Source organism: Naasia sp. SYSU D00057 (assembly GCF_017916505.1).
In the GTDB taxonomy this organism is placed as follows: Bacteria; Actinomycetota; Actinomycetes; order Actinomycetales; family Microbacteriaceae; genus Naasia.
In genome coordinates, this window is sequence record NZ_JAFMSZ010000002.1 from 22203 (window position 1) to 47707 (window position 25505).

Below are 25505 nucleotides of genomic sequence, written 5' to 3' on the forward strand. Positions count from 1 at the left end.
ATCGGCTGGGGAGGAGGGGGACAGACCTACCCTCTTCGGTATGGCCCGATCCCACCTCACTCTAGCCGCGCTGGCCACCTCCGCCGTGGCAGGGCTCGACGTCGCGGCGGCTCAGCCCTTCACGTCGAACCGGCACGGTGACTTCGACACGGCGCTGCTCACCGCACGGGACGGCAGCCACTACCTGGTGCGCGTCCCGAACTCGGATGCGGCCGAGGCCGCCCAGACCGCCGAGCTGTCGGCCCTCACCGCCCTCAGCTCCGGCGCCCGCACCCGGCTCCCCTTCGCCCTGACCTCCTTCGTCGGCCAGACGATGCTCCGCTCCCGCGACGGCCGCGCGGCCCGCCGCGCCACCGTCTACGAGTTCGTCTACGGCCGCCGCGTGCGCCTCGAGCGCCTCTTCCCCGGCGTGCTGCCGGAGTCGATCGGCGGGGCGATCGCCGCCATCCACACCCTTCCGACCAGCTTCGTCATCGACGCCGGGCTGCCCGTCGTCACCGCGATCGACAGCCTCCGCTCGGTCGTCGGCGTCATGGACCGTGCCGCCGCCACCTCCCTCGTCCCCGCGCCGCTGCTGTCGCGGTGGGAGAGCGCCACCGACGACACCGCCCTGTGGCAGTACCAGCCGAGCGTCATCCACGGCGCCATGAACGCGGACGCCCTGCTGCAGAGCGAGGACCGCGTGGTCGGCGTGCTCGGCTGGTCGGACCTGCGGGTCGGCGACCCGGCGCGCGACCTGTCCTGGATCCTCTCCGCGCCGAGCCCCGACACGGTGGACCAGGTGCTCGACGCCTACGCCGAGGCCCGGCCCGGATCGGACGTGAACGAACTGCGCCGCCGCGCCATGCTCTACGCCGAGCTCGAGCTCGCCAAGTGGCTGCTCTTCGGCTTCGACACGAAGGACAGCGGCGTGGTCGACGACGCCGTCGCCATGCTCGACGTCCTCGTGCAGAGCGTGCAGGGCCACACGGCGGGCGCGCTCGCGCACGAGACGGGTCCGATCCTCGACGTCGACGAGGTCGAGCGGATGCTCGACCAGCGGCCTCAGGTGGCGCTCGACCAGCGCTCCCGCAACTCGCTCTCGGAGTAGAGCCGCTCGGGCCGGATCACCTCGTCATCGGCGACGAAGTAGAAGGCCGCGTCGATCGACTCCGGCTCGACCCCGCGCCACTTCGCGTAGGCGAGCCGGTACAGCGCGAGCTGGAACTGCTTCTGCTCGAGGTCGGCCGCGTCCTTCGGAGCCTTGCCGGTCTTCCAGTCGACGATCTCCCAGCGGCCGTCGCGCTCGAACACCGCGTCGATCTTGCAGATGACCACGCGGTCGACGAACGGCAGGTGGATCTCGAGCTCGACCGCCTCCGGCTTCAGTTCCGCCCACTCGGAGCGCTCGAAGGTGCGGCGCAGCTCGTCGAAGTCCTCGCTCTCGACGAGGTCCTCGAGGTCGAGGTCCCGGTCGCCGGGCAGGGCGTCGACCAGCTCGTCGAGTCCGCCGAGCCCGTACCGCTGCTCCACCCAGGAGTGGAACATCGTGCCGAGCCGCGTCTGCCGGTACGGCCGCTGCGGCATGGGCCGGCGCAGGTTCGCGGCGACCGCGGCCGGATCGGTCACGTAGTCCTTGAACGCGGACGCGGAGATGCGGACGGGCAGCTCGACGAGCTCCGCGTCGAGCCGGCGCATCTCGCGCTCCGCGAGGAGGAGGTCGATCCGCTCGCCCCACGGCGTCGGCGCCGCCGGGTCCGCCGCGCGCACCGCCTCGGCCGCGGCGAGCACGCGCGGCGCCCTGGCACCGAGCGGGTCGCTCGGCCACGGCACGTGCGTGACCAGGTCGTCGAGCGGGTTCTCCTCGTCCTGCGGCGCCTCGGGCAGGGCGTCGGGCGGCAGGAGCCCGGCGTCCTGCAGGTCGCGCAGGTACTGTCCCGGGCCGCGCGGCTTGCGCTGCGTCCACCAGAAGGAGCCGGTCAGGAGCAGCGCCCGCTTGGCGCGGGTGACCGCGACGTAGGCCAGCCGGCGCTGCTCGTCGGCGAACGCGTCGGCGACCGCCGAGCAGTAGCCGCCGTACGCCTCGTCGAACTCCTTGCCCGACTCCAGGGTGCGCCACGGCAGGGACGGCAGGTCCGGCGCGTCGCCGCGGAACTCGTACGGCAGCTCCCCGAACGCGAGCCAGCCCTGCTTGCTGCGGGGCGGCGCCGGGAGCTCGCCCTCGACCATGCGGGGCACGGCGACGGCGTCCCACTCGAGGCCCTTCGCGCCGTGGATGGTGAGCACCTGGACGGTGCCCGGCTCCGCGTCCTCGGTGCGCGGGCTGAGGTTCTCGCGCTCCTCGGCGAGCTCGAGCCAGGACAGGAAGGAGCCGAGCCCGCTCGACGCGTCGCCCGCGACGAAGTCCGCGACCAGCTCCGTGAAGCCGTCGAGACCGGCCCGTCCGATGGGCGCCGACTCGTTGGCGGCGACCTCGACGTCGAGCAGCATCTCCTGCTGGACGAGCGCGACGAGGTCGAGGAGGTCGAGGCCCACCCGGCTGCGCAGCGAGGCCAGTTCCCGGCCGAGCGCGCGGAGCCGCCGGACGCCCTCCGCGCTGAATGCCGTCAGCTGCCCGTGGCCCTCGGGCGCGGTGGCGACGAAGTCGAGCGCGTCGACGATCGACATCCCCTCGTCCGCGACGGTGGACGCGCGGAGCACGTCGCGGACCCCCTCGGCGAGCTGCTGCTGGCCGGAGTCGCGGGCGGAGAGCCAGGAGGCGAGGTCGCGCAGCGCCTTGACGTCGCGGACCCCGATGCGCCAGCGGGCGCCGGTGAGGAGACGCAGCAGGTACGGACCGGCAGTCGGGTCGTGCAGCACCCGGAGGGTCGCGACGAGGTCCACGACGGCCGGATCCTCGAGCAGCCCGCCGACGCCGAGGACGTGGAAGGGCACGCCCTGGTCCGCGAGCGCGCGCGTGAACACGGCGACCTTCTTGAGCGAGCGGCACAGGAGGGCGGCGGTCGGCGGCTCGCCGTCGCGGCGCTCGTCGAGCTTCTCGGCGAACCAGCGGGCGACCTCGCCCGCCTCCTCGAGCACGGTCTCACGGAACTCGACGGTCAGCTCTCCGTCACCGGACCCGGGACGGCGCTCGAGCCTCTCCACGGGAATGGGCGATGCCGCGGACAGCGGGGCGACGAGGGCGTTCGCCGCGTCGAGCACCCGGCCGGGGTTCCGCCAGCTCGTCGACAGCGCGAACGTGCGCGTCTCGGCGCCGCCGCCGAAGTCGCGGCCGAAGCGGGCGAGGTTGCTCGCGCTGGCCCCGCGCCAGCCGTAGATGGACTGGTGCGGGTCGCCGACCGCCATCACCGCGCTGCCGCGGAACAGCTCGCCGAGCAGCCGGGTCTGGACGACGCTCGTGTCCTGGTACTCGTCGAGGAGCACGACCCGGTAGCGGGCACGGTACGCGTCGGCGACGCCCGGCACGCGGCGGACGATCTCGAGGGCGAGCGCGATCTGGTCGGAGAACTCGATGAGCCCGCGCCGCACCTTCTGCCGCGCGTACTCCTCGGCGAGCGCGAGCAGCGGCGGGAGGGTGCCGACGATCGCGAGCGCGTCGCGCAGCGACTTGTACTGCTGCTTGGCGCGCGGGCTGCCGTAGGGCAGCTCCTCGAGCCGGGCGAAGTCGTCGATCATGCGGCGCACGTCCGCGCCGTCGACGATGTTGTCGGCCATGGCGCGGCTCAGCGCGAGCACGCCCTCGGTGACGCGGTCCACCGACTTCTCGAGCCCGATCAGCCGCTCGTCGTCGCTGCCGACCACGACCCGGCGGGCGAGCTGCCAGGCCGACGCCTCGCCGAGAACGAGCGCGTCCGGCTCCCGGCCGATCGAGAGCGCGTGCTCACGGAAGAGGGTGCTGGCGAAGGAGTTGTAGGTGGCGATGGTGGCGGCGTCGAACGGGTCGGACTCGGCGGGCGCGTACGGCGTCGCCGACAGTCCCGCGATGCGGCGCCCGACGCGCTCGTTCAGCTCGCCGGCCGCCTTGCGGGTGAAGGTGAGGCCGAGGATCTCGCTCGGCTCCGCGGCCCGGTTGGCGAGCAGGTAGACGACCCGGTTCGCCATCGTCTCGGTCTTGCCGCTGCCGGCGCCCGCGAGGACGAGGGCCGGCGTGAGCGGCGCCTCGATGACGGCCTTCTGCTGGTCGGTGGGCTCGGGCAGGCCGAGCGCCGCCGCGATCTGCGCCGCGGTGGTCATGCGGACACCGCCGGCACGAGGTGGATGCGGTACGCGTACTTCGCGTAGGGGTCGCGGTCGTCGAGCCCGTCGACGCCGGGGAAGAGGGTGCCGGCCATCGTCTCGGCCGCCTTCTTCACGCGCTCCCGGAACGCCTCCAGCGCCTCGTCGGGAAGGGCGTCCTGCGCCGCCTCCCGGTAGAGGCGCCCGGCGACGCCGTCCGCGACGAACAGCAGCTTCGCGCCGCCCGCACTCGCCTCGGGAGGCAGCGACTCCAGCGCTCCGTGCGCGGCGGCGAGCTGGTACAGGCCCAGCTGCGCGTGGCCCGGCAGCTCGTCCTTCGTCGGCCAGCGCCGCCCCGTCTTGAGGTCGACGATCACGACGGCGCCGTCGGCGGTGAGCTCGACGCGGTCGATGGTGCCGCGGACGACGGCGGGACCGATCTCGAACTCGAACCCGGACTCGGCGCCGAGCAGCCGGTGCCCGTCCTTCTCGAAGCCGGCGAGGTAGTCGGCGAGCCCCTCGGCGAGGCGGAACGTGCGCCGCCGCTCGTACTCCTCCAGCCACGGCGACTCGAACGAGAACTCGCTCCACCGCTCGTCGACCGCCGCCATGACGGCCTTCGCCGAGAGGTCGGCGCCCGGCGTCAGGGACAGCTTCTCCATGGCGGCGTGCAGCACAGTGCCGATGCTCGCGGCGATGCCGGACGGGCTCGCCGCCATCACGTCGACGAACCAGCCGAGCGGGGACTTCTCGACCGTCGCGAGCCGGGACGGCGACACGGAGACCCGGGTGTCGGGGTCGTCGAGGTCGGCGAGCGGGGCCTCGGTGCTCGGCGGCAGCACGCCGTACCAGGACGCCGGATCCGCGCCCGGCACCTCCTCGTTCCGCAGGCGGGCGAGCGCGGACGCCGCCGCGGGGGCCCCGGTCGCGGCCAGCTCGCGACGCAGGGCGCCGACGAGGCCGCGGAGGGTCAGCGGGAGGCGGTCGCCGCCACGGTCCGGCGGCACGTCCGGCAGCAGCCGGAGGAGGGAGGACGGCTGCTCGTCCGAGTTGGCGACACAGGTGAGCAGGAGGTGCCGGCGGGCGCGCGACACGGCGAGCGCGAACATCCGCAGCTCGTCGTCGAGCACCGCCTTGCGCGCGTCGACGTCCTGGCTGGGCACCCCCTCGAGCGCGTCGGCCAGGCGGCCCGGGTGCAGCAGGGTGCCCCGGAGGCGGAGGTTGGGCCAGACACCCTCCTGCAGTGCGGACACCGCGACCACGTCGTACTCCGCGCCGAGCACGGCGGTCGGCGCGCAGACGAGCACCGAATCCTGCCGTGACCGCGGCGCGAGCGTGTCCTCGGGCAGGTCGGCGCCGAGCACCTCGGCGAGGAAGTCGGTGGCCGGCTGGCCGGGCGAGCGCTCCACGAAGCGCTGGGCGGATGTGAAGAGGGCGACCACCGAGTCGAGGTGGCGGTTCGCCTCGTCCGCGAGCACGCCGCTGCCCGCCGACTGCGCGCCCCAGGTGCGGGCGAGCCCGCTGCGCTCCCAGGCGAGCCAGAGCAGCTCCTCGATGGAGGCGCCGGCGGCGTGCGCGTCCTTCAGCCGGCTGAGGGTGTCGGCCAGGTGCCCGGCGCGACGGGCGGGGGCGGCGTCGATCGTGACGAAGCGGCCCGGCCCGGACATCGCCTCGACGAGCAGCTCCTCGGCGGGCCGCGCTCCCCCGCCGGCGAGCTCCTCGTGCCGGAGGGCGAGCCGCAGGCGGCGAAGGCCCACCGGGTCGAGCCCGCCGAGCGGGCCGAGGAGCAGCCCGGCGAGCGTTGCGGCGTCGAACGGCAGGGTGCCTACTGCGACGGCGACCGCATCGACGAGGTGCCGCGCGGCCCACTCCTCACGGAGCGGGCGCGCGGCGAGGCTCGTCCGGGTCGGCACCTCGGCGACCGCGAGGCCGCGGGCGAAGGACGGGACGAGCCTGCCGGAGCGGACGATGACCGCCATGCGGCTCCACGGCACGTCGTGGCGGACGTGCAGCTCCCGCAGTCGGTGGGCGAGGCGCGCGATCTCCTCGGGCCGGCCGGGGGCCTCGATGCGGAGAACCGCGGGCGGATCGGTGGGCTCCGGCGGCTCCGCGAGGGGCCGGTAGCGGTGCGTGCCGAAGCCGGCGGCGCCGATGCGCGCCGTCACGGAGGCGGTCACGTGCCGGAGCGCGGGCTGCGCGCGGTGGTCGGTGCCGAGCAGCAGCGTCGTGACCGAGGGCAGGCGCAGCACCTCGCGAAGGCGCGACAGCAGGTCGGAGCGGCCGCCGCGGAACGCGGTGCTCGCGATGTCCGGGTCGCCGAAGGCGACGACCGCCGTTCCGCGCGCCGCCCAGGCCGCGACGAGCTCCGCGGTGCCGCTGCCGAGCTCCTGCGCGTCGTCGATGAGCACGAGCCGCGGGCGGTAGCTCGCCTCGCCGGCGAGGACCAGGGCGGTGGCCTCGGCCAGCAGCTCCCCGGAGTCGTAGGAGGAGGAGCGGAAGCTGTCGACCACCCGCTGGTACTCCTCCGCGAACTGCGCGGCGGCGCGCCACTCGGGCACGCCCTCTCGCGCGCCGAGGGAGGCGAGCGCGGCGGGCGACAGGTTCGCCTCGGTGGCGCGCGCCATCAGCTCGCGCAGCTCGGTGCGGAACGCGGGCAGCCGCCGCACGTCGGCGTCGAGCGCCTCGGGCCAGTCCGGGCCGCCGCCCTCGGCGTGCCCCTCGAGGAGCGCCGCGATGATCGAGTCCTGCTCGGCGCCGGTCAGCAGGCGGGGAGCGTCGTCGCCGCTGCGGGCGGCCTCCGCGCGCACGATCTCGAACGCGACCGATGCGGCAGTTCGCGCGACGGGCCCGCCGGTCGGCACGCCGAGGCGCAGCGCGATCCGGTCGCGCAGCCGGGACGCGGCCTGCCGGGCGGGCGAGAGGACGAGCACCTCGGACGGGCTCCAGCCTTCGGCGACGCGGGCGGCGACGAGCTCGACGAGAGTCGTCGTCTTGCCGGACCCGGGAGGGCCGACGACGACCGCGCTCTCCTCCTCGCCGAGCGCGAGCACGGCGCGCTGGGCGTCGTCGAGGGCGACGCCGCCGACCCCCTCGATCGTCGCTGCGAAACCCCGGATCCCCACGGCGTCCACGGTAACCGCGTGCGCCGACAGTGAACGTGAGGCGGGCGGGCGCGGCCCCTGCCGTAGGTTGGGAGGAAAGCAAACGCGGAGGAGAGTCAGCGTGGAGATTCGCATCGGCATCGTCAACAGCGCCCGGGAGCTCACCTTCGAGTCGTCCCAGCCGGCCTCGGAGATCGAGGCGACGGTGAGCGACGCCCTCGAGAGCGGCGCCAAGTTCATCCGGCTCGTCGACGAGGGCGGCAAGGTCTACCTCGTCCCCGCGGCCACCCTCGCCTACATCGAGGTCGGGTCGGAGAAGGCCCGCCGCGTCGGCTTCGTCGCCTGACGCCTCGATGGAGCTGCTCTTCGTCTGCCTGGGCGGGGTGATCCTCGGCTTCCTGGCCCGGTACACACTCCCGCATCGGAACACGACCGGGGTGCTGCTGATCCCGTCGATCGGCGCCGCCGTGTCGGCGATCCTCTGGGTCGCCCTCACCTGGGCGGGCCTGCCGTGGGACGGCGGAGCCATCTGGTGGATCACCCTCACGGCCACCGCCCTCGTGTGCGCCGCGGCGACGATCCTGCTCGGCCGGGCGCGCGAGCGGCACGACGACGCCCGCCTCGCGTCGCTGATGCGCACGCGGTAGAGGGTCCGCCCCTCCCTCAACAGGCATTCCTGCCGCCGACAGGCAGAAATGGCCGGATTATGCCTGTTGGTCGGATTTCTGCCTGTTGAAGGACAGAGCTACGCGGTGAGGCCCAGGCGGTCCATGCGGCGAGTGTGCTCCGCCATCAGCTCGGTGAGCACCGGCTCGATCCGGTGCTCCGCGGTGCGCTCGGTGGGCGGGAGGGCGGAGCGCGCCACGAGCAGCGTGTCGCCGACCAGGCGCCGGCCCCACACCGCGAGGCGGGACGCGAGCTTCGGGTCCGCCTCCATGCCGGCCGCGAGCAGGGCGACGATCGCGTCCGTGCCGCTGTCGCCGGCGATGACGGCCGACACCTTCGCGCCGCCGTCCTCGATGCCGGCCGCGAGCCGGGAGAAGAAGTCGTCGAGCAGCCCGGACGTGAGGTAGATGCTCGCGAGCGCCTCGTACCAGTCGGCACCCGCGACGAGCTCGTAGAACGCGTCGATGCCCGGGCGGTACTCCGCCATGGCGTCGGCGGGGGACACCCCTCGGCGCTCGAGCTCGGCGAACAGGGCGCGGTGCTTCGCGAGGACCAGCCCGGCCGCGGCCGACAGAGCGGCCTTCGCGTGCAGGTCGGGGGCAGCCCCGGCGGCGCGGGAGAGCGCCTCGAACGCGCCGAGCTGCAGGTACGCGGCCTGGGCGATCACGGCGCGGGGCTCCGGGCGGATCGCCTCGATGCTCACCCGCTCGACGGGCAGCGACGCGGTGCGCTTGCGCGACCGAGGAGACTCGGCACCGCTGCCGTGGCGTCCGAGCCAGGAGATCACAGGCCAAGCTTAGGGCGAGCCGCGAGCCGCCCCGAACGGGCGCCAGCGCCCGGAATCCGGGGAACCGGTAGAATGGGCGGGTTCCGCGCGCGACTGCCGGGACGGACGGGCGCCTCGACGGGCGCGAATCAACTGACAGGCGCACCTTCTTCGTGACTTTCACCGATCTCGGCATCGACCAGGACATGGTCGATGCCCTCGCATCCAAGGGCATCATCGAGCCCTTCCCCATCCAGCAGCAGACGATCCCCCTGGGACTCTCCGGCCAGGACATCATCGGCCAGGCCAAGACGGGAACCGGCAAGACCTTCGGCTTCGGCCTCCCCATCGTCCAGCGGCTCGGCCTCGACCCGGCGCCCGGCGTGCAGGTCCTCGTCGTCGTCCCGACGCGCGAGCTCGCCGTCCAGGTGACCGAGGACCTCGAGCTCGCCACCTCGAACCGCTCCACCACGGTCGTCTCGATCTACGGCGGCAAGGCGTACGAGGGGCAGATCGAGCAGCTCAAGGCCGGCGCGCAGATCGTCGTCGGCACCCCGGGCCGCCTGCTCGACCTCGCCGGCCAGCGGCTGCTGTCGCTCGCGAACGTGCGCGAGATGGTGCTCGACGAGGCGGACAAGATGCTCGACCTCGGCTTCCTGCCGGACATCGAGAAGCTGTTCGCGCAGACGCCCGCCACGCGCCACACCATGCTCTTCTCGGCCACCATGCCGGGCCCGATCGTCGCGCTCGCCCGCCGGTTCATGAACCGGCCCGTGCACATCCGGGCGACCGACCCCGACGAGGGCATCACCCAGGCGAACATCAAGCACCTCGTCTACCGGGCGCACTCGCTCGACAAGGACGAGGTCATCGCCCGCATCCTGCAGGCCGAGGGCCGCGGCAAGACGGTCATCTTCACGCGCACCAAGCGTGCCGCGGCCAAGCTCGTCGAGGAGCTCGGCGACCGCGGCTTCAAGGCGGCCGCCGTGCACGGCGACCTCAGCCAGGAGCAGCGCGAGCGCGCCATGGCCGCGTTCAAGGCGGGCAAGAAGGACGTGCTCATCGCCACCGACGTCGCCGCGCGCGGCATCGACGTGCTCGACGTCACCCACGTCATCAACCACACGATCCCGGACGACGCCGAGTCGTACCTGCACCGCGTCGGCCGCACCGGCCGTGCCGGCAAGACGGGCATCGCGGTGACGTTCGTGGACTGGGAGGACCTGCACAAGTGGTCCCTCATCAACCGCGCTCTCGACTTCGGGCAGCCGGAGCCGACGGAGACGTACTCGTCCTCCCCGCACCTGTTCGAGGACCTCGACATCCCCGCCGGCACCAAGGGCAGGCTCGCCCGCACACCGGCCGCCGCCCCGGCGCACACGGAGTCGGGCGACGCGCCCGCAAGCGAGCAGGGCGCTGGCGAGAAGCCGGCGCGCAGCCGCTCCCGCCGCCGCACCCGCAGCAGCGGCCAGCCGAGCGGCCCGCAGCACGAGGCGCACGCCGAGCACGCGCCCGGCTCGGGCACCCACGACGGAAGCGGCGCCCCGCGCCGCCGCCGTCGCCGCGGCGGCTCCCGCCCGGCCGCGCCGTCCGCCTGAGCTGGGCCGGCCGTTCGAGAACCCCGGCGGCCCCCGCTCCGTGACCTCTCTCCCGACAGCACCGTCCGTCTGACTCATCCCCGACGAGAAGGCTCATGATCAACGACGATCACCCCCGTGCGGAGCATCCGCGTCCGCAGTTCGTCCGGAGCCGCTGGCTCAACCTCAACGGGTGGTGGGACTTCCAGCTCGACCAGGGCGACTCGGGACTGGAGCGCGGCCTCGTGGCGGCGCCGCTGACCGAGCGGGTCCTGGTCCCCTTCGCCCCCGAGTCCGAGGCGTCCGGCATCGGCAATCCCGACTACCTCCAGGCGGTCTGGTACCGGCGCACGGTCACGGTGCCCGCCGACTGGGACGGCCGCGTCCTGCTCCACTTCGGCGCGGTCGACTATGACACCACCGTGTGGGTGAACGGGGTCGAGGCCGGCAGGCACCGCGGCGGCTTCAGCTCGTTCACGGTCGACCTCGGCATCCGCGCTCCGGGCACCGTCCTCACCATCACGGTGCGGGCGCGCGACCTGCGCGAGCAGACGCAGGCGCGCGGGAAGCAGGCGCGCCAGTTCCTCAACAACGGCTGCTTTTACACCCGCACCACCGGCATCTGGCAGACGGTCTGGATCGAGTCGGTGCCGGAGACGCACCTGCGCCGGGTCGCGACGACGCCGCGCCTCGCGGACGGCGTGTTCTCGTTCCGGGCGGTCGTCAGCCGCAACCGGCCCGGCTGGCGCTTCCGCGCGACCGTCCTCTCCGGCGGCCGCCCGGTCGCGGAGGCGGAGACGCGGGCCGACCTCGACCTCTCCCCCACCCTCGAGGTGCGCCTCCCCGAGGACGCCGTCCGGACCTGGTCGCCCGAGGATCCGCACCTCTACGACGTCGTGTTCGAGCTCGTCGACGCCCACGGGGAGACCGTCGACGAGGTGACGAGCTACGCCGGCCTCCGGTCCGTGTCGATCGACGGACAGGCGCTGCTGCTCAACGGCGAACCCGTCTTCCAGCGGCTCGTGCTCGACCAGGGCTACTGGCCGGAGACGCTGATGACCGCCCCGTCCGACGAGGCGCTGCGGCGGGACATCGAGCTGGCCCTCGAGGCGGGCTTCAACGGCGCCCGCCTCCATCAGAAGGCGTTCGAGGAGCGCTACCTCTACCACGCGGACCGCGCGGGCTTCCTCGTCTGGGGCGAGTACGGCGACTGGGGCGTGAACGGGCTCGGCCCCACCGGCCACAATCAGCAGCCGACGTCCGCGTTCGTCGGCGAGTGGCTCGAGATCCTGCAGCGGGATGTCAGCCACCCCGCCATCATCGGCTGGTGCCCGCTCAACGAGACGGCGCAGAAGCGGCACGACCGCACGACCGTGCTCGACGACGTGACGCACGCGATGTTCCTCGCGACGAAGCTCGTCGATCCGAGCCGGCCGGTGATCGACGCGTCCGGCTACAGCCACCGGGAGCCCACCGACGTCTACGACTCCCACTCGTACAAGCAGGACCCGGCCGAGTTCGCGGTTCAGCAGTCCGGGCTCGCGTCCGGCGCGCCGTTCGTCAACACCGGCGACCCGGTCGGCGACGACGAGGAGCGCGAGGAGTGGTCCCTGCCCTACGCCGGGCAGCCCTACTTCGTGTCCGAGTTCGGCGGCATCTGGTGGAATCCGGCCCTCGCACCCGATCCGGAGGCGGGCGACGACATCCTCGACTCCTGGGGCTACGGCGACCGGGTCGCGAACCTCGAGGAGTTCTACGCGCGCTTCGAGGGCCTCGTCGGCGTCCTGCTCGACGACCCCCGCATGTTCGGCTACTGCTACACGCAGCTCACCGACGTCTTCCAGGAGGAGAACGGCGTCTACGCCTTCGACCGCTCCGCGAAGTTCGACGTGGCGCGCATCCGCGCGATCCAGCAGCGGCAGTCCGCCTACGAGCAGACGGTCCCGTCCGGGCGGCAGCGCGCCGCGGCCGACTAGGGGCGGCTAGCCGAGGACGGGCGCCCAGCCGGACGCCGCGGCCACGAGGCGCTCGACCACCTCGGGCGCTGTGGTGTTCTCGCCGAGCCGGTTGAGCTTGCCGGTGCCGTGGTAGTCGCTCGATCCCGTCACGGCGAGGTCGTACTTCGCGGCGAGCTCGAGCAGCCGCTTCGCGCCGGCCCGGCTGTTGTCGCGGTGGTGCACCTCGAGGCCGAACAGGCCGGCATCCACCAGCCGGCGCAGGTAGTCCTCGGGCAGGATGCGGTCGGAGCTGACGGCGGGGTGGGCGATCACCGGGACGCCGCCCGCGGCGCGCACCAGTCGGACTCCCTCGAGCGGCTCGGGCGCGTAGTGCGGCTCGTAGTACCCGGCGCGCCAGTGCAGGATCGTCGCGAACGCCTCGCCGCGGTCCTGGACGTGCCCCTTCGCGACGAGTGCGTCGGCGATGTGCGGACGCCCGATGGTGGCGTCCGGCGTCGTCTGGGCGAGCACGTCGTCCCACTCGAGCTCGTAGTCGTGCCCGATGCGGGCGACCATCGTCTCCGCCCGGGTGATCCGGTCGTGCCGGATGCGCTCCGTCTCGGCGAGGATGCCCGCGTCGGCCGGGTCGAACAGGTAGCCGAGCAGGTGCACGCTCTGCCAGCCGTGGCGCGTGCTCAGCTCCATGCCGGGAAGCAGGGAGACGCCGTGCTCGCGGGCCGCCGCGGAGGCGGACTCCCAGCCGGCCGTCGAGTCGTGGTCGGTGAGGGCGATGCCGGCGAGACCGGCGGCCGCCGCGGACGCGACCAGGTCGGCGGGGACCTCCGTGCCGTCGGAGACGCTCGAGTGCGTGTGCAGATCGAACGGTCCGCGCACCTGCATGCCTCCATGCTAGGACCGCGGCAGGATGAGGGCGGACGGCAGGAGGACCCGTGGCTGAGCGCAGCGAGCGGCTGGAGTTCGGCACCTTCCTCACGCCGGCGGCCGCCGATCCCGCGGGCACCGTCGCGCTCGCCGTCGCCTCCGAGCGGGCGGGACTCGATCTCGTGACCTTCCAGGACCACCCGTACCAGCCGCGGTTCCTCGACACGTGGACGCTCCTGTCCTACGTCGGCGCCCGCACCGAGCGGGTGCGGCTGGCGGCGAACGTGCACAGCCTGCCGCTGCGCCCGCCCGCCGTGCTGGCCCGCGCCGCCGCCTCCCTCGACCTGCTGACGGGCGGCCGGTTCGCGCTCGCGCTCGGGGCGGGCGCGTTCTGGGACGCGATCGCCGCGATGGGCGGCGAGCGCCGCGAGCCCGGCGAGGCGGTGCGTGCCCTGGACGAGGCGATCGGCCTGATCCGCGACCTGTGGGACACCGGCGAGCGCGGCGGGGTCTTCCGCGACGGGGAGTTCTATGCCGTGCACGGCGCGAAGCGGGGGCCGGCGCCCGCACATCCGATCCCGATCTGGGTCGGCGCGCTCGGTCCCCGGATGCTGCGGCTGATCGGGCGGACCGCCGACGGCTGGCTGCCCTCGCTCGCCCGCCTCGAGTCACTCGACGCCCTGGCCACGGCCCACTCGATCATCGACGAGGCCGCGGCGGACGCGGGACGCGCCCCGTCCGCGATCCGGCGGCTGCTCAACGTGCCCGACGACACCGCTGAGCCCGAGGTGCTCGCCGCGCTCGCGCTCGAGCACCGCGTGGAGACGTTCATCCTCGTGAGCGACGACGCCGTCCGGATCGAGCGGTTCGGCCGGGAGTTGGCGCCCGCGACGCGGGCGCTCGTCGCCGCAGAGCGCTAGCGGGCGGTCGGCCGCCCCGCCTCCAGGCTGCGTGGGGGCGCCTCGGCTACGGTGAAGCGGATGATCCGTCGAGCGCTGGCAGCCCTGATCCTGCTCGCGCTCACCGGGGCGCTCGTCGCGATCGTCTGGCCGCAGCTGTTCACGCTGCAGCGCACCACGCCGGTCGCGCAGGCGGTGTCGCTGCGCGGAGCGGCCGTGATCCTCGGCCTCGTCGCGGCCGTGCTCGGCACCGTGCTGGCGCTGCTGATCCGGCCGGGGCGCCGATTCCTCGCGATGGTCGCTGTGCTGCTCCTCGGCTTCACGGGCATCCAGGTGACCGTGCTCTCCACGCGCGGCATCGCGGGCACCGGATTCGAGACCGACTCCGAGGCCACGCTCACCGTGCTCAGCTGGAACACGCTCGGCGACGCGCCCGGCGTGGAGGCGATCGCCGACCTCGTGCTCGAGCGCCGGCCCGACATCGTCGCGCTGCCGGAGACGACCGAGGAGACCGCGAAGCAGGTGGCGGCGGCCGCGCAGGCGGCGGGCCTGCCGCTGGTGTCCTACACGGTCGCGTACGACCAGATCTCGAAGGCCCGCTCCACGTCGCTGCTGATCAGCGCCGACCTCGGCTCCTACGTGATCGGGTCGGGTGCCTCCAACACGGCGGTCCTGCCGAGCGTCGTGGCGGTGCCCGCCGGTGGCGGCCCGAAGATCGTCGCCGCGCACGCCGTCGCCCCGACCACGGCGTACACGCCGGAGTGGCGGAGCGACCTCGCGTGGCTCGCCGCACAGTGCGCGAGCGAGGACGTCATCCTGGCGGGCGACTTCAACGCCACCCTCGACCACTTCAGTGGCCTGCAGGCGGCGCCCGGCGCCGATCTCGGCCAGTGCCGCGATGCGGGGCGCCTCGGCGGCGGCGGGGCGATCGGCACCTGGCCGACGTCGCTGCCCGCCCTGGTGGGCACGCCCATCGATCACGTGCTCGCGACGCCGAGCTGGCGCGTCAGCGGCTACCGGGTGATCACCGACCGCGACGGCGCCGGCAGCGACCACCGCCCGGTCCTCGTCCAGCTCACCCGCGCCGGCTGACCACGCTGCGGCGATCCCCCTCCGGGAACCATCTCGGCGGTTGAGAAGGCTCTCGCAACCAGGGGCGAGAATGGACGCATGAACGACGACACCGAGCGCGTGGCCGAGCCGGACCTCGAGGCGCCGGAGGCGGCGGGTCCCGTCGACGCCGCACCCGAGCAGACCACCGACGCGGCGGCCCCGCGCGCGACGTCGAACCGGGCGGCGCCCTGGCCGGAGTCGTTCGCCGCGTACATCGGCAGCGGCTGGGCCGACCGTGCCCTCGTCACTCCCCCGCAGCGCGAGCAGGCGCCCTACGCGGCCGCGCGCCGCAAGCGCCTCTCCGAGCTCTTCCCGGGTCAGCGGCTCGTCATCCGCGCGGGCGGCCGCAAGGTGCGCTCGAACGACACCGACTACCCGTTCCGCGCCGACTCCGCCTTCTCCTGGCTGACCGGCTGGGGTGCCGACGCCGAGCCGGACGCTCTGCTCGTGCTCGAGCCCGCGGGCGACGGCCACACCTCGACGCTCTACTTCCGCCCGGCAGCGGGCCGCGACTCCGACGAGTTCTACGCCAATCCCGAGATCGGCGAGTTCTGGATCGGCCCGCGCCCGACGCTCGAGCACGTGGCCGCCGACCTCGGCCTCGCCACCCGGCCGCTCGCGGAGTTCGACGCGGCGGACGACGACGTCGACGCCGACACCTCCGAGGAGCTCGCGCGCACGCTCAGCGAGTTCCGCCTCGTGAAGGACGAGTACGAGATCGGGCAGATGCGCCTCGCCGTCGAGGCGACCGCGCTGGGCTTCGACGACATCGTCGCCGACCTGCCGCGCATCCAGCGGCACGACCGCGGTGAGCGGGTCGTCGAGGGCGTCTTCTACACGCGAGCCCGCATGGACGGCAACGCGGTCGGCTACGACACCATCGCCGCGTCGGGCCCGCACGCGTGCATCCTGCACTGGACCCGCAACGACGGCCCCGTGGTGCCCGGCGACCTCATGCTCGTCGACGCCGGCGTCGAGCTGTCGAGCCTCTACACCGCCGACATCACCCGGACCCTGCCCGTCGACGGCCGCTTCACGCCGACCCAGCGGAAGATCTACGAGGCGGTCCGGGAGGCGGCCGACGCCGCGTTCGCGATCGCGCGCCCCGGCATCCGGTTCCTCGACATGCACGAGGCCGCGATGGCCGTCATCGCTCGGAAGACGGCGGAGTGGGGCCTGCTGCCCGGCACCGCGGAGGAGGCGATGAAGCCGGAGAACCAGCAGCACCGCCGCTACATGGTGCACGGCACGAGCCACCACCTCGGCATCGACGTGCACGACTGCGCGAAGGCGCGGCGGGAGCTCTACCGCGAGGGCCTGCTCGAGCCCGGCATGGTGTTCACGATCGAGCCGGGCCTGTACTTCCAGCCCGATGACCTCACGGTGCCCGAGGACTTCCGCGGCATCGGCGTCCGCATCGAGGACGACGTGCTCGTGACCGAGACCGGCGTCGAGAACCTGTCGGCCGGCATCCCCCGCACGGCCGACGAGGTCGAGGCCTGGATCGCCCGCCTCACCGCCCGCTGACGCACTCCCCCTTCCTCCTTCGCGCCAGTTGCCACTTTCCGCCCTCATTCCGCAGTTCTGAGGGCGGGAAGTGGCATCTCGGCGGGGGAAGGCTGCACGGCATACGGTGGGACGCATGGCATTGCGCATCGGAGGGCACGTCGACCAGGCCGACCCGGTGGCGGAGGCCGCGGCACGACAGGCGACGCTCAGCCAGTTCTTCCTCGGCGACCCGCAGAGCTACAAGGGCCCCGTCGTGCAGTACGCGGACGGGCCGACCGCCCTCCGCGAGGCAGCTGCCGCTGCCGGCGTCGACCTCTACGTGCACGCGCCCTACCTGATCAACGTCGCGTCGACGAACAACCGGATCCGGATCCCGGGCCGCAAGCTGCTCCAGCAGCACCTCGACGCCGCTGCGGAGATCGGCGCGAAGGGCCTCATCGTGCACGCCGGCCACCTGGGCAAGGACGAGGACGCGTCCGACGGGTTCGAGAACTGGCGGAAGTGCGTCGATCGGCTCGACATGCCGGTCCCGCTCCTGATCGAGAACACCGCGGGAGGCGACAACGCGATGGCGCGCCGTCTCGAGGCAATCGCGCGGCTCTGGGACGCGTTGGAGGGGGCCGCGGGCGGCGACACGGTCGGCTTCTGCCTCGACACCTGCCATGCGCACGCCGGCGGCAACGACCTCGGCACCATCGTCGAGCGGGTCCGCGCGATCACCGGCCGCATCGACCTCGTGCACCTCAACGACAGCCGCGACGACTTCGACTCCGGCGCCGACCGGCACACGAACCTCGGGTCCGGGCACATCGACGGCGCGGACCTCGCCGCGGTCGTGCGTGCGGCGGATGCGCCCGTCGTCGTCGAGACTCCCGGCGGCGTCGAGTCGCAGGCCGCGGACATCGCCTGGCTGCGCGAGAGGCTCGGCTAGGCGACCCAGCCCCTAGATCGTGGGCGGCAGGTTCGGCGGCTGCGTGTCGCCGGTCGAGGCCATCGGGCCGCTCCCGCCGAGGATCGACTGGGCCCGGACGGCGCTGTCGGACTGCACGACGAGTGTGTAGTTCGAGGCGATCACCGCGCGGGTCGAGGTGAAGTCGCGCACCCGCCGGGTCACCGCGTAGCTCGCGATGCCGAACAGCATGCCGAAGCCGGCACCGATGATGGCGGCGGCGAGGCCGACGCCGAGGACGCCCGGGCTGGCCGGCGAGAAGAGCACCAGCACGACGCCGATGAAGAGGCCCATCCAGAGCCCGGACAGCGCGCCCGCGCCGGCGGCCTTCGCATAGGTGAGGCGGCCGGTGACGTGCTCGACGCTCTTGAGGTCGTTGCCGACGATGGAGACGTCCTTCACTGAGAAGTCCGCCTTCACGAGCCGGTCCACCGCCTGCTGCGCCTGGGTGTACGTCTCGTAGGTGCCGACGACCTCTCCGCGCGGGAGGGCGGGCTCGACCTGCTGGCGGCCGCTGAACGGAGAAGGTGTGGTCATGCCCTCATTCTGGCCGACTCCCGTTCCCGGCACATGGGAGCGACGGGGGAAATCCGGAAAGAGTCGCGCCCTCCCGGCGGGTTCCGTGTGCCGTGCCGGCGGCCGGGGCGAGCGCGCTCGGCGGCAGGCCGACCGGCAGGAATTCACCCGATCGTTCCCGCCCGTCGGTGGACCGGCCGACGCCGCGGACGCACATCCCGCCGCTTTCGCCCCTCGGCGCCCCGCTCGGCGAAAAGTCCTGACGAATGGCGCGATCCGCCCGGCGATCGGCCGCCGGGAGGCCGGGTAGATTTGATGCGTGAGTGCGACCAGGGTCTTCGTGGCCCGACTGGTCGGCTGCGCGGTGTTCGATCCGCTCGGCGACCGCGTCGGGAGGGTGCGCGACGTCATCGTCGTGTACCGCCGATCCGACCCGCCGCGGGTCGTCGGTCTCGTCGTCGAGATCCCCGGCAAGCGCCGCGTGTTCCTCTCGATCGGCCGCGTCACGAGCATCGGCTCCGGCCAGATCATCACGACCGGCCTCATCAACCTCCGCCGGTTCCAGCAGCGGGCCAGCGAGACACGGGTCATCGCGGAGATGCTCGGCCGCCGCGTGATGCTGGCCGACGGCTCCGGCGAGGCGACCATCGAGGACGTCGCGATCGAGGAGGTCGGCGCCGGCGAGTGGGAGGTCGGCCAGCTCTTCGTGCGGAAGCCGAAGACGAGCCCGAGCCCGTTCGCGAAGGGCGCGACCCTGTTCGTGCGGTGGGACGAGGTGCGCGAGCGCGTCGCGAAGGGCCAGAGCCAGTCGGCGACGCAGCTCATCCAGAGCTACTCGGACCTGAACCCCGCCGACCTCGCCAACACGCTGCTCGACCTGCCGGAGCAGCGCCGGCTCGAGGTCGCCGAGGAGCTGCCCGACGAGCGCCTCGCGGACGTGCTCGAGGAGATGCCCGAGACCGAGCAGGTGCAGATCATCGCCCGGCTCGACGACGACCGCGCCGCCGACGTGCTCGACGCCATGCAGCCGGACGACGCCGCCGACCTCATCGGCATGCTCTCCGACGAGCGCGGCGAGGCGCTGCTCGACCTGATGGAGCCGGAGGAGGCGGACGACGTCCGCAAGCTCCTCGAGTACGAGCCCGACACGGCGGGCGGTCTCATGACGCCCGAGCCGATCATCCTGTCGGCCGACGCGACCGTCGCCGAGGGGCTCGCCCTCATCCGCCGCCACGAGCTCGCACCCGCGCTCGGGGCCGCGGTGTTCGTCACGCTTCCGCCGTACGAGCCGCCCACCGGCCGCTTCCTCGGCGTCGTCCACTTCCAGCGGATGCTGCGCTACCCGCCGCACGAGCGGCTCGGCACCCTGCTCGACCAGACCCTCGAGCCGGTGCGCGACGACACGTCCGCCGCCGAGGTGTCGCGCATCCTCGCCACGTACAACCTGGTCAGCGTGCCGGTCGTCGACAAGAACCACCGGCTCGTCGGCGTCGTCACGGTCGACGACGTGCTCGACCACCTGCTCCCGGACGACTGGCGGAACCCCGACGCCGCCCGGCCCGCCCGGTCTCGTGCCATCCCCGCCCGCCGCGGCTCCGCCGTCGCGGCCGCCGTCCGTGGAAGGAGGTCCGGCAATGGCCCGTCCCGCTGAGCCGCAGGAGCGCGACCGCCAGCGCGAGCCCCGGCTCGACGCGCCCAAAGGGCTGCGCTCGTCCGTCCTCCCCCTCCGCGGCCGCGGCGCGCAGCGCACCAGCCGCGACCGCTTCGGGCGCTTCACCGAGTGGGTCGCCCGCGCGATGGGCACCCCGGTGTTCCTGTTCGGCCTCACGCTGTTCGTGCTCGCCTGGATGGTCTACAACACCTACGCGCCCGAGGAGTGGCGCTTCGACTCGGCCGCGATCGGCTTCACCGCGCTCACCCTCATCCTGTCGCTGCAGGCGTCGTATGCGGCCCCGCTGATCCTGCTCGCGCAGAACCGGCAGGACGACCGCGACCGGGTGCAGATCGAGCAGGACCGGCAGCGCGCCGAGCGGAACCTCGCCGACACCGAGTACCTGGCCCGCGAGGTCGTCGCCCTGCGCCTGCTCGTGCGCGACATGGCGTCGAAAGACTTCATCCGAGCCGAGCTGCGCAGCCTGCTCGAGGAGCTCGAGAAGCGGGACGGCGAGGCGCCCGCCGACAGCGAGCCGCGCCGCACGCCCGGATCGAGATCGGCATGAGCGGCGGACTGATCGACGAGGCCGAGGTCGCGAACGGCGTCCTGCTCAGCCTGCACAAGGTGATCGACCCGGAGATCCGGAAGCCGATCCCCGACCTCGACATGATCGGCGGTGTCGCCGTCGACCCGGACGGCCACGCGACGGTCGACCTGCGCCTGACCATCGTCGGATGCCCTGCCGCCGACCGCATCGAGCGGGACGTCCGCGAGGCCACCCTGTCGACGCCCGGCGTCACCGCGGTCACCGTCGACACGTCGGTGATGTCGCCGGAGCAGCGCCGCGCGCTGACCCTCAAGCTCCGCGGAGCGCGCGCCCGCGGCGCGCAGTTCGGCCGCGACTCGCTCACGCGCGTGATCGCCGTCACGAGCGGCAAGGGCGGCGTCGGCAAGAGCACGATCACCGCGAACCTCGCGGTCGCCCTCGCGGCCCGCGGGCTCTCCGTCGGCATCGTCGACGCCGACGTGCACGGCTTCTCGATCCCGGGGCTGCTCGGCATCCCCGCCGACGCGACGCCGACCCGGGTCGACCAGATGATGCTGCCGCCCGTCGCCTACGGCGTGAAGGCGATCTCGATCGGCATGTTCCTGCCGCCCGAGCAGCGCGGCGGGGCGGTCGCCTGGCGCGGCCCGATGCTGCACCGGACCGTGGCGCAGTTCCTCACCGACGTCTTCTTCGGCGAGCTCGACATCCTCTTGCTCGACCTGCCGCCCGGCACCGGCGACGTCGCCATCTCGGTCGGTCAGCTGCTGCCGAACGCCGAGGTGATCGTCGTCACGACGCCGCAGCCGGCCGCCGCGGAGGTGGCGGAGCGCTCCGGGCTCCTCGCCCGGCAGACGGGTCAGCGGCTGCTCGGCGTGATCGAGAACATGGCGGGACTCGTCCAGCCGGACGGCACGGTGCTCGACCTGTTCGGTTCCGGCGGCGGCGCGGAGACGGCGGAGCGCCTGTCCGCCGGCCAGGAGCAGCCGGTGCCGCTTCTCGGCTCGGTGCCCCTGAGCGTCGACCTGCGGGTCGGGGGCGACGCAGGCACCCCGATCGTGCTCGCCCGCCCCGAGGACCCGGCGGCGGTCGCGATCACCGGCATCGCCTCCCGCCTCGCGGTGCGCAGCACGAGTCTCGCGGGCCGCGGCCTGCCCCTCTCCCCCCGCTGAGCCCGGCGGCCGGCAGCACTCGCGGCATCGGGCAGCCGGAGACCGCGCCGGATGTCGCTGCGGTTGCGGAACCGCCCTACGCGGAGCGGGTGGGGATGTGGCGGTAGCCGTCGCGGGCCGTCACGACGACGGTCGACACCGCGCCGATCGCGGAGATGATGCCGAAGGCGCTGAGGACGAGGAGCGAGACGGACACGGGAGGCCTTTCCACTGGCCACGCCGGACTTTCCGGCGGGAACAGGTCCATCGAATCCCATCCGTGGCATTTAGCACAATCGAATAGTTCTCTACTTACCGTGAAGTAGAACTGCACGGTACGCTGTCGCCATGGACGTCCGCCGACTGGAGCTCCTGCGCGAGCTCGCGGAGCGCGGCAGCATCACCGCGGTCGCCCGCGCCACCCACCGCACGCCGTCCGCGGTGTCGCAGCAGCTGAAGGTGCTCGAGCGCGAGATCGGCCTGCCGCTGACGGAGCGGCAGGGCCGCGGGATCGTGCTCAACGACGCCGGCAAGACCCTCGCGCGGACGGCGACGGACATCGCGGTCGCCATCGAGCGGGCCGAGGCGGTGTGGGAGGCGTTCGTGCAGGCGCCGGCCGGCGAGGTCACCATCGCGACGTTCCCGACGGCCGGGCAGATGTTCGTGCCGGGGCTCCTCGCCGCGGCGGCCGCGCATCCGGGGCTGTCACTCCTCGTGACCGACCGGGATCCGCCGCTCAACGACTTCCCCCGCCTCACCAACGACTTCGACGTCGTCCTCGCGCACTCCCCCGGCCGCCCGCACGGCTGGCGGGACGCGGGCCTCGCTGTGGAGGAGCTGCTCGTCGAGCCCCTCGACGTCGCCCTCCCGCCGGACCATCCCCTGACGGCCCGGGAGGTGCTCACGCCGGCCGACCTGGTCGACGAGACCTGGATCGGCGTGCCGGTCACCTTCCCGTTCCAGCACGTCCTCACCGAGATCGAGCGGGTGACCGGCCGACCGCCCAAGGTCGCCCAGCGCTTCAGCGACACCCGGATCACGGAGGCGGTCGTCGCCCGCGGCGGCGGCGTCGCGATCCTCCCCCGCTTCACCGCCCACTCCGCGCCGATCGCGCTCCGTCCGCTCATCGGGGTTCCCTCCGAGCGGCACATCTCCGCTTTGACGCGGAGGGACCGCCTGGAGCGCCCCTCGGTGCGCCTCGTCATCGAGCTGCTGCGCGGCGAGGCGGCCGCGGTCGAGCGCTAGACCGGCTCGACGATCCCGGCCAGCAGGCGGACCAGCAGCCGCTCCGTGTACTCGGGCGGTAGGCCCTCCACGAGCGCGAGCAGGGGCGCCAGCCGCTCCGGCAGCGGGCCGGCGAGCACGGCGGTCACGTCACCGCCGAGCGCGGAGATCGCCTCCGCCGCGGTGACCGGAGGCAGGCCGCGCACCTCGTCCGCCGCCTGCACCATGGCGCGGGTCAGCTCCGGCAGCACCTGCTCGGTGACCGGCGTGACCGTGAGGTGCGTCGTGTGCGGGAGCCGCGATCCGTCGGCCTGCACGAGCCCCGGCTGCAGCTGGAGCTGCCAGCCGAGCCCGCGGATGGCGTCGGCCCAGTGGTGCGGGTCGACCCGCGCGTCGGCCTCGACGCCCTCGTCGGCGGCGACGGCGAAGAGCGGCCCGACCGGCTCCCCCACGACCCGCAGCCCCTCGATCGCGTCCACCGCCTCGCGGAGTGCGGCCGTCGCCGCGAGCGTGCGGACGGCGAGGTCGCCCAGCCCGTCGACGCCGAGGGCCTGCACGATCGCCCATGCGGCGGCGGCTGGTCCCGCCGAGCGCGAGCCGAGCAGGGTCGGGTTGACGACCGGATAGCCCGGCCAGCGGGTCGTCGCGAAGTACTGCGCGTGCAGCCGCTCGCGTCCGCGGTGCAGCAGGACGCTCGCGCCCTTGGGTGCGTAGCCGTACTTGTGCAGGTCGACCGACAGGCTCGTGACTCCGGGCACGCGCAGGTCCCAGGCCGGGAGGCTGTCGGCGAAGGGCAGGACCAGCCCGCCGATGCACGCGTCGACGTGCAGCGGGATCCCCGCCTCGACGCACCCGGCAGCGACCTCGGCGACCGGGTCGAGGGAGGCGAACGGGTAGGACGGGGCCGAGACCACGGCGAGCGCGACATCGGGACCGAGCCGCACGAGGAGCGCCCCCGCGTCCACGGCGCCGGACGCCGGCACCGGGACGAGGTCGAGCTCGAGCCCGAAGTAGGCGGCCGCCTTGAAGAACGCGGCGTGCACGGTGGACGGGGCGACGAGACGCGGGGTGCCCTCGCCGCCGCCGGCGCGCCAGAGGTCGCGCGCGGTCTTCACGGCGAGCAGGCAGCTCTCGGTGCCGCCCGTGGTCACGCTGCCGACGACCTCCTCGGCCCCGCCGAGCAGGTCGCGGGCGAACCCGACGAGGTCCCGCTCGATCGCGGCCACGGAGCCGAAGGTGGTCGGGTCCAGCCCGTTCACCGGCTGCATGATCCGGATCGCCTGAGCGGCGAGCTCGTCCAGCTCGGCGGAGCCCGAGTCGTAGACGTAGCTGAGCACCCGCCCGCCGTGCGTCGGCGCGTCCGCAGCCCGGTAGGTCCGCAGCCGGTCGAGGACCGATCGGGAGGCGTCGCCGAGCTCCGTCACGCCGGGGCTCCTTCCCGCACCGTCTCGGCGCGCTCGATGTCGTTCCGCCGCAGCCCGTAGCGCGACAGCGGCAGGAGGCTCAGCAGGACGACGGCCGCGGGCACGATGCTGAAGCTCAGCACGATGCCGAGGACCGCCGACGGCGACTGCTCGACCGCCACGCCCGCGACCCGCTCCGCGTAGCCGGTCACCGCGAGCACGAGCGTCAGCGCGGTCGAGCCCAGTGCCATGCCCGTGGTCTCGCCCGCCGTCCAGACGCCGCCGAACGCGCCCGCCGCATCCTCGCCGCTCGTGCGGGCGTCGTGCGAGATGACGTCGGGAAGCATCGCCATCGGCAGCGACTGCATGCCGGCGTACGCAGCGCCGGCCACCGCGACCGGGACGTATGCCCACTCGCCCGGCGCCACGGCCAGCAGCACGAGCGCCGCCACGGCGACGGCGAACACGACGCTCGCGATCGCGAAGGCGCGCTCCTTCCCGATCCGGCGCGAGACGGCCGCCCAGACCGGCGCGAACACCAGGGCGGGCGCGATGAGGGAGAGGAACACGAACGTCACCGCGTCCTCCGAGCGCAGCACCCACGTCGCGACGTACTGGGCGCCGGCGAGCATCATGCCCGTCGCGAGCCCCTGCAGGGCGAACGCCGCGAGGAGCGCGCGGAAGGGCGCGCTCCGCCGCAGCACCGCCCAGCCCTCTCGGTAGCCGGCGGCGAGGCCCCGCCGCTGTACGGGCGCCCGCGGGCCGCGCGGCACGACGACGGTGGACGCGAGCATCCCGACGCCGAGCAGGACTCCCGCCACGACGGCCATTCCGAGGTAGCCGGTGCGCGGGTCGTCCGCCAGCCCGCGCAGGACCGGACCGCCCGCCCCGAACAGCACGATCGCGAAGGTGAGCACGACGACCCGCCAGGTCAGCAGTCGGGTGCGCGCGTCGTACCCGGCGGTGAGCTCGGCGGGCAGCGCGATGTAGGGCACCTGGAAGAGGCTGAACGCGGTCGCGGCCCCGAGGAAGGCGACCAGCACCCACGCCGCCGCGGGGAGGCCGGTGAGGCCGCCGGGAACCGCGAAGGTCAGCGCGAAGAGGACGGGGATCGCCGCGCCGCCCACCAGCATGAGCCGGCGGCGCGACCCGGTGCGCGCGCGGTCGCTGTCGCTCAGCGCGCCGATCACCGGGTCGATGAGGATGTCCCAGACCTTCGCGACCGTGACGAGCACGCCGGCCGCGATCGCCGCGACGCCGAGCGAGTCGGTCAGGTAGTAGACGAGGACGAGGCCGGGCAGCGTGCCGAACCCGCCGGTGGCGAGGGAGCCGATCGCGTAGCCCGCGACGGTGCGCCGCGGGAGCCCGCCGTCGCGAGGGGAACGGCGGACGTCGGCGACCATTGCCGCAGTGTATCGGC

Annotated in this window: 20 protein-coding genes; 13 read left to right on the forward strand and 7 right to left on the reverse strand. The window is 73.7% G+C overall.

Annotation, left to right across the window (positions count from 1 at the left end; translation table 11 throughout):
- Nucleotides 1–40 precede the first annotated feature (40 nt).
- Nucleotides 41–1090: a phosphotransferase gene (locus J3P36_RS07335; protein ID WP_210506756.1), complete on the forward strand. Its 1050-nt coding sequence runs from the start codon at nucleotides 41–43 to the stop codon at nucleotides 1088–1090.
- Here J3P36_RS07335 and J3P36_RS07340 read toward each other — a convergent pair.
- Complete coding sequence (locus J3P36_RS07340) at nucleotides 1045–4212, reverse strand: ATP-dependent DNA helicase (RefSeq protein WP_210506758.1); 3168 nt, start codon at nucleotides 4210–4212, stop codon at nucleotides 1045–1047. The two genes, J3P36_RS07335 and J3P36_RS07340, sit on opposite strands and share 46 nt — an antisense overlap.
- A complete protein-coding gene (locus J3P36_RS07345) occupies nucleotides 4209–7316 on the reverse strand; it encodes an ATP-dependent DNA helicase (RefSeq protein WP_210506760.1) in 3108 nt (1035 codons plus the stop codon). Before J3P36_RS07345 ends, J3P36_RS07340 begins: the two co-directional genes overlap by 4 nt.
- Before the next feature lie 100 nt (nucleotides 7317–7416).
- Between J3P36_RS07345 and J3P36_RS07350 the strand changes: the two genes are divergently transcribed.
- Both J3P36_RS07350 and J3P36_RS07355 read left to right on the forward strand, forming a co-directional pair.
- Nucleotides 7417–7641 carry a DUF3107 domain-containing protein gene (locus J3P36_RS07350; RefSeq protein ID WP_210506761.1) on the forward strand — a complete coding sequence of 75 codons (225 nt, stop codon included), beginning with the start codon at nucleotides 7417–7419 and terminating at the stop codon, nucleotides 7639–7641.
- Between the two features lie 7 nt (nucleotides 7642–7648).
- A complete protein-coding gene (locus J3P36_RS07355; protein WP_210506763.1) occupies nucleotides 7649–7942 on the forward strand; it encodes a hypothetical protein in 294 nt (97 codons plus the stop codon).
- Nucleotides 7943–8040: 98 nt separating this feature from the next.
- Here J3P36_RS07355 and J3P36_RS07360 read toward each other — a convergent pair whose 3' ends face one another.
- Nucleotides 8041–8748 (reverse strand): ferritin-like fold-containing protein, encoded by a 708-nt coding sequence (locus tag J3P36_RS07360; RefSeq protein WP_307806991.1) that lies wholly within the window; start codon nucleotides 8746–8748, stop codon nucleotides 8041–8043.
- A 152-nt stretch (nucleotides 8749–8900) separates the two neighbouring features.
- On the opposite strand from J3P36_RS07360, the gene J3P36_RS07365 reads away from it, so the two are divergent.
- Together J3P36_RS07365 and J3P36_RS07370 are read left to right on the forward strand one after the other, a co-directional pair.
- Nucleotides 8901–10325, forward strand: coding sequence for a DEAD/DEAH box helicase (locus tag J3P36_RS07365; protein WP_210506765.1), 1425 nt, complete (start codon nucleotides 8901–8903; stop codon nucleotides 10323–10325).
- A 95-nt stretch (nucleotides 10326–10420) separates the two neighbouring features.
- Nucleotides 10421–12280 (forward strand): glycoside hydrolase family 2 protein, encoded by a 1860-nt coding sequence (locus J3P36_RS07370; protein ID WP_210506767.1) that lies wholly within the window; start codon nucleotides 10421–10423, stop codon nucleotides 12278–12280.
- Between the two features lie 6 nt (nucleotides 12281–12286).
- Here the strand turns inward: J3P36_RS07370 and J3P36_RS07375 are convergent, their stop codons facing one another.
- Nucleotides 12287–13141 (reverse strand): PHP domain-containing protein, encoded by an 855-nt coding sequence (locus J3P36_RS07375; RefSeq protein WP_210506769.1) that lies wholly within the window; start codon nucleotides 13139–13141, stop codon nucleotides 12287–12289.
- Nucleotides 13142–13191: 50 nt separating this feature from the next.
- Here J3P36_RS07375 and J3P36_RS07380 point away from each other — a divergent pair, with 50 nt between their 5' ends.
- The 4 genes from J3P36_RS07380 to J3P36_RS07395 all read left to right on the forward strand — a co-directional run bounded on the left by J3P36_RS07380 (nucleotide 13192) and on the right by J3P36_RS07395 (nucleotide 17575).
- Nucleotides 13192–14043 (forward strand): LLM class flavin-dependent oxidoreductase, encoded by an 852-nt coding sequence (locus J3P36_RS07380; RefSeq protein ID WP_210506771.1) that lies wholly within the window; start codon nucleotides 13192–13194, stop codon nucleotides 14041–14043.
- A gap of 60 nt (nucleotides 14044–14103) precedes the next feature.
- Entirely contained in the window at nucleotides 14104–15114 is a 1011-nt protein-coding gene (locus J3P36_RS07385; protein WP_210506773.1) for an endonuclease/exonuclease/phosphatase family protein, read from the forward strand.
- A gap of 78 nt (nucleotides 15115–15192) precedes the next feature.
- Nucleotides 15193–16662: an aminopeptidase P family protein gene (locus J3P36_RS07390; protein WP_210506775.1), complete on the forward strand. Its 1470-nt coding sequence runs from the start codon at nucleotides 15193–15195 to the stop codon at nucleotides 16660–16662.
- A 115-nt stretch (nucleotides 16663–16777) separates the two neighbouring features.
- Nucleotides 16778–17575 (forward strand): deoxyribonuclease IV, encoded by a 798-nt coding sequence (locus J3P36_RS07395; RefSeq protein ID WP_210506777.1) that lies wholly within the window; start codon nucleotides 16778–16780, stop codon nucleotides 17573–17575.
- A 12-nt stretch (nucleotides 17576–17587) separates the two neighbouring features.
- Here J3P36_RS07395 and J3P36_RS07400 read toward each other — a convergent pair whose 3' ends face one another.
- Nucleotides 17588–18130 carry a general stress protein gene (locus tag J3P36_RS07400; RefSeq protein ID WP_210506779.1) on the reverse strand — a complete coding sequence of 181 codons (543 nt, stop codon included), beginning with the start codon at nucleotides 18128–18130 and terminating at the stop codon, nucleotides 17588–17590.
- A gap of 298 nt (nucleotides 18131–18428) precedes the next feature.
- Here J3P36_RS07400 and J3P36_RS07405 point away from each other — a divergent pair, with 298 nt between their 5' ends.
- The 4 genes from J3P36_RS07405 (at nucleotide 18429) to J3P36_RS07420 (ending at nucleotide 22703) form a co-directional block, all read left to right on the forward strand.
- Nucleotides 18429–19760 (forward strand): magnesium transporter MgtE N-terminal domain-containing protein, encoded by a 1332-nt coding sequence (locus tag J3P36_RS07405; protein WP_210506781.1) that lies wholly within the window; start codon nucleotides 18429–18431, stop codon nucleotides 19758–19760.
- Nucleotides 19744–20328, forward strand: coding sequence for a DUF1003 domain-containing protein (locus J3P36_RS07410; protein WP_210506783.1), 585 nt, complete (start codon nucleotides 19744–19746; stop codon nucleotides 20326–20328). Before J3P36_RS07405 ends, J3P36_RS07410 begins: the two co-directional genes overlap by 17 nt.
- Complete coding sequence (locus J3P36_RS07415) at nucleotides 20325–21479, forward strand: Mrp/NBP35 family ATP-binding protein (RefSeq protein ID WP_210506785.1); 1155 nt, start codon at nucleotides 20325–20327, stop codon at nucleotides 21477–21479. Before J3P36_RS07410 ends, J3P36_RS07415 begins: the two co-directional genes overlap by 4 nt.
- A gap of 327 nt (nucleotides 21480–21806) precedes the next feature.
- On the forward strand, nucleotides 21807–22703 hold the full coding sequence (locus tag J3P36_RS07420; RefSeq protein ID WP_210506787.1) for a LysR family transcriptional regulator: 897 nt from the start codon (nucleotides 21807–21809) through the stop codon (nucleotides 22701–22703).
- On the opposite strand, the gene J3P36_RS07425 is transcribed toward J3P36_RS07420, so the two are convergent.
- Together J3P36_RS07425 and J3P36_RS07430 are read right to left on the reverse strand one after the other, a co-directional pair.
- Nucleotides 22700–24106 (reverse strand): aspartate aminotransferase family protein, encoded by a 1407-nt coding sequence (locus J3P36_RS07425; protein ID WP_210506789.1) that lies wholly within the window; start codon nucleotides 24104–24106, stop codon nucleotides 22700–22702. The two genes, J3P36_RS07420 and J3P36_RS07425, sit on opposite strands and share 4 nt — an antisense overlap.
- Nucleotides 24103–25488: an MFS transporter gene (locus tag J3P36_RS07430; RefSeq protein WP_210506791.1), complete on the reverse strand. Its 1386-nt coding sequence runs from the start codon at nucleotides 25486–25488 to the stop codon at nucleotides 24103–24105. Before J3P36_RS07430 ends, J3P36_RS07425 begins: the two co-directional genes overlap by 4 nt.
- Between the last annotated feature and the right edge of the window lie 17 nt (nucleotides 25489–25505).